The following is a 2,978-nucleotide window of genomic DNA, read 5'->3' as shown; positions in this document are numbered from 1 at the left end:
GCTCAATGTAAGGGTTTTAGTGTAGTTAGAGGAAAAACGCAAACATAGGAGGATCCAATGTAGCTGCTTTGTTGTACTGCCATGAAAAACACTAACATAGAAGCATCTTTAAATGTATTTTTCAGAAGGTAATGGATTTAATTCAAAAATAAAAGAACCAACCGGCAATGCACACCGATTGATTCTCCTAATCTAATGTTATATGAATGTCTTAAAACATTTCGGAAGTTGTTTTTGCTTGCATGTGAAGAAGGAGGTAATCAGGGCCGCCTGCCTTTGAGTCCGTTCCTGACATGTTGAAGCCTCCGAATGGCTGGTAGCCAACGATAGCACCCGTACAACCACGGTTGAAATAAAGGTTACCAACATGGAAATCCTCACGTGCTTTTTCCATGTTTTCACGATTATTGGTAATAACCGCACCAGTTAAACCATACTCTGTGTTGTTCGCAATTTCGATTGCCTCATCGAAATTCTTCGCTTTTGTGAAGCCAACGACTGGGCCAAAAATCTCTTCCTTCATGATGCGTGCTTCTGGAGAAAGATCTGCAAATACTGTTGGTTTAATGAAGTAGCCTTTAGAGTCGTCTCCTTCTCCGCCTGTCATAAGCTTTCCTTCTTGTTTCCCGATTTCGATGTAGCTCATAATTTTATCGAATGCACTTTGGTCAATGACCGTTGCCATGAAGTTAGTTGGATTGGTTGGATCTCCTTGTGTAAGCTCGTTAGTTAATTCTACAACACGGTCTAATACTTGATCATATACGTCTTCTACAATAACTGCACGTGAGCATGCAGAGCATTTTTGACCAGAGAAGCCGAAAGCTGATTTCACGATCGATTGAGCGGCTAATTCTAAGTCAGCTTCGTTATCAACAACAATTGTATCTTTACCGCCCATTTCAGCGATTAGGCGTTTCATCCAAATTTGGCCCTCGTTAATTTTTGAAGCACGTTCGAAAATGCGAAGACCGACATCACGAGAGCCCGTGAAAGAGATGAAACGTGTCTTCGGATGATCAACTAAGTAATCCCCTACTTCAGCGCCGCTTCCAGGAACAAAGTTTAGAACGCCTGCAGGAAGTCCAGCTTCTTCCATTACCTCTACGAACTTAGCAGCAACAATTGGTGTAGTTGAAGCAGGTTTTAATAGAACAGTGTTTCCAGTTACGATTGCTGCAACTGTTGTACCAGCCATGATCGCAAACGGGAAGTTCCATGGTGAGATGATGATGCCTACCCCTAGCGGAATATAATCATAGCGGTTGTATTCACCAGGACGGCTTTCGACAGGAACACCGTCTTTGATTCGCAGCATTTGACGAGCATAGTATTCTAGGAAATCAATTGCTTCAGCTGTATCTGCGTCAGCTTCATTCCATGGCTTACCAGCTTCTTTTGTTAGAAGGGCAGAGAATTCATGCTTGCGGCGGCGAATAATCGCAGCTGCTTTGAATAATACGTCTGCACGCACTTCAGGTTTTACTTTTTTCCAAGATTCGAATGCTGTAACAGCTGCCTGCATTGCTTTTTCAGCAAGATCTTTGCTTGCTTTCGAAACACTTCCGATTACATCCTGCTTATTAGCTGGGTTATAGGAAACAATTTTGCTATCGGTTGTTATTTTTTCATTGCCGATTACAAGAGGATAATCCTGGCCAAGGTAGCCTTCTACGAGTTTAATAGCTTCTAAGTATGCTTGTTTATTTTCATCAATTGAAAAATCAGTAAATGGTTCGTGTTTGTATGGGATCATTTTTTTTCGCTCCTTTAGTTACTCGAGATTTATTCTTAGTTTTTTACCATACCTTTGAAAGCAAATGCAATATTGGCTGGTCTTTCTGCTAATCTTCTCATGAAATAGCCGTACCAATCTAAACCATAAGGTACATAGACACGGAATTTATAGCCTTGCTTTACTAAATCAAGCTGTGTTTTATTTCTCATTCCGTAAAGCATTTGGAATTCAAAACGATCATTCGGGATGTTATTCTCTTTGGCAAGATTTATCGTATACTCGATGATTTGATCATCATGAGAAGCAATCGCTGTATAATTGCCGCTTAATAAGCTTTGCTTAATGAGCTTTTTATAATTTTCATCCACGTCTTTCTTATCAGGATAGGCAACATCTGCCGATTCTTTATAAGCACCTTTTACAAGACGCAGGAATGGCTGATAGACGCTAAGATCTTGCAAGTCCTGCTCAGTACGGTAGAGGTAGGCTTGAAGAACCGTGCTGACACAGCTGTATTTTTCTCTTAACTGTTTGAAAATATCAATCGTAGCCTGGCAGCGAGGCACATCTTCCATGTCGATGGTTACCATGATTTGATGCTTTTCAGCTGTATCGAGAATTTTAGTCATATTCTTCATAACTAAATCACGATCAATATCAAGTCCTAATGAGGTCATTTTCAGAGATACTTGAGAATCCAGCTTTTCTTTGCTAATCATTTCGATTGTACGAATACATTCTTCCGTACGTTCGTTTGCAATCTCAACTGAATTGACGAATTCTCCTAAATGGTCGACTGTTACAGATAATCCTTGATTATTCAATTTTCTGATAAACTCAATTGAGCTTGGAAAATCCAATCCGCCAATCAATTTACCTTGTGCAAACTTTCCTCCTCTTTTTTGAGCGATTTTATTAAGAAGATCGTTCTTTGAAAGAAATAAGAAAAAGTCCCTTGTTAATGCTTCCACTTATATAAACACCTCCGAAATTGCAGTAAATCCCCGCATAATGGTATTTCTTCTATTACTTTAAATTCTACAATTCTGTGACAACTATCTACAATGTTAGTGTAATACAATTATTTGATTGTTCTTTTGTTGCTTTTGGACAAAAAGTTTATCGCAGATTAACGGGCTGTAAGATCCCCATTTCAAGAAGTGGAGTAAAAAAAGTTACTATGTGTAGATCAACAGCCCGTAAAGTCCCGATTGTAGGAACACAGACTAAGAACGCCACG

2 protein-coding genes are annotated in these 2,978 nt (G+C 39.6%); both read right to left on the bottom strand.

From position 1 onward, the window contains the following. Positions 1–211: 211 nt before the first annotated feature. On the bottom strand, positions 212–1,756 hold the full coding sequence (gene pruA / locus V7164_RS13720; protein WP_335354351.1) for an L-glutamate gamma-semialdehyde dehydrogenase: 1,545 nt from the start codon (positions 1,754–1,756) through the stop codon (positions 212–214). Positions 1,757–1,791: 35 nt separating this feature from the next. Beyond that, complete coding sequence (locus V7164_RS13715; protein WP_335354350.1) at positions 1,792–2,709, bottom strand: proline dehydrogenase family protein; 918 nt, start codon at positions 2,707–2,709, stop codon at positions 1,792–1,794. Positions 2,710–2,978: the final 269 nt, after the last annotated feature.

It is taken from the genome of Bacillus sp. JJ1474 (genome assembly GCF_036965225.1).
Classification (GTDB): Bacteria; Bacillota; Bacilli; order Bacillales; family Cytobacillaceae; genus Cytobacillus.
The sequence above is the reverse complement of the archived record's forward strand: the minus strand, read 5'-3'. Positions and strand labels throughout refer to the sequence as shown.